The organism is Microvirga sp. P4_G7 (assembly GCF_056401005.1).
In genome coordinates this window covers 1-909 of sequence record NZ_JBFUKD010001026.1, presented here as the reverse complement: position 1 = coordinate 909, position 909 = coordinate 1, and the positions used below count along the sequence as shown (strand labels likewise).

Genomic DNA, 909 nt, shown 5'->3' with positions numbered 1-909 from the left:
GGTCATATCAGCCTCGTTCCTTCAATGCTTCGTCGCGAGCGCGATTGACGATCGCCATCCGCTGACCGTCACCGCCCCTGTCTGGGTGATGCTCCGCGACGAGCTTTCGATGAGCGGCGTTGATCTCAGCCTGTGACGCACTTTTCGGGATGGAGAGGATTTCGCTCCAATGGCCTCCGGGCGGGGCCGGGAGTGCCTTGAAGCCTTGGAAACTGGCGCGAACGAGCGCTAGCGTTCCGTGACGCAGCTCTGTGCGTCTGGCTTCCAGAATGTGATGAATAGCCTGAAGATTCGACTCGGCTTTCGAATACCGATCTACGGGGATGCACACCTGAATCCCATCCCATGTAAACCAGACCGCAATTCCCGGATCTTCTGGATTGGAAACACCGAGAGAGACGTTCGATGACAGAACGACGTCGCAAACAGGCTTTCCGCTGTCTCGACCGAAAGCGCGAACKCTCGCCTCCACGTTCTTCAATGCCGTTGACAGAGAAGTCCGGAATTGTCCGCTCTCGCGCCGCGTCGAGCGCGGGAATCCTGGAGGCCAGGAAAGAGGGAATGCTGTTGTCACTCTTCACGCTCCTGCAGTTCTTGTTGGCGGACAGCAAACGTCACAAGTACGAATGCAGTCGTCGCACCCACCGTCCGGGTCGATGCACGCGAACTCTTCGAAACAGCGTGAGACGAATCCCTCGCCACCGCATTTCCAGCATTCGTCGTCGAGAAAATCCGGGCCATGATCCTCGCCGGTCATAGCGCGCAACTTCTCTCCATCAGCGATCAACGCGTCGATCATTTCTTTGCTGAAGGTCATGGATTTCACCTCTTCGCAGCGCTCTTGAATTTCCGGATCGCGTTCCGCTGTGCGCGGATCGTGTCTTTCGCGCGCCGGACGATGGCTTTCTG

General features: G+C 57.6%; 1 protein-coding gene. It reads right to left on the bottom strand.

The genetic code is table 11. The features are described from left to right. Positions 1-7 precede the first annotated feature (7 nt). Positions 8-331, bottom strand: coding sequence for a J domain-containing protein (locus AC1DT3_RS22760; RefSeq protein WP_477467433.1), 324 nt, complete (start codon positions 329-331; stop codon positions 8-10). Between the last annotated feature and the right edge of the window lie 578 nt (positions 332-909).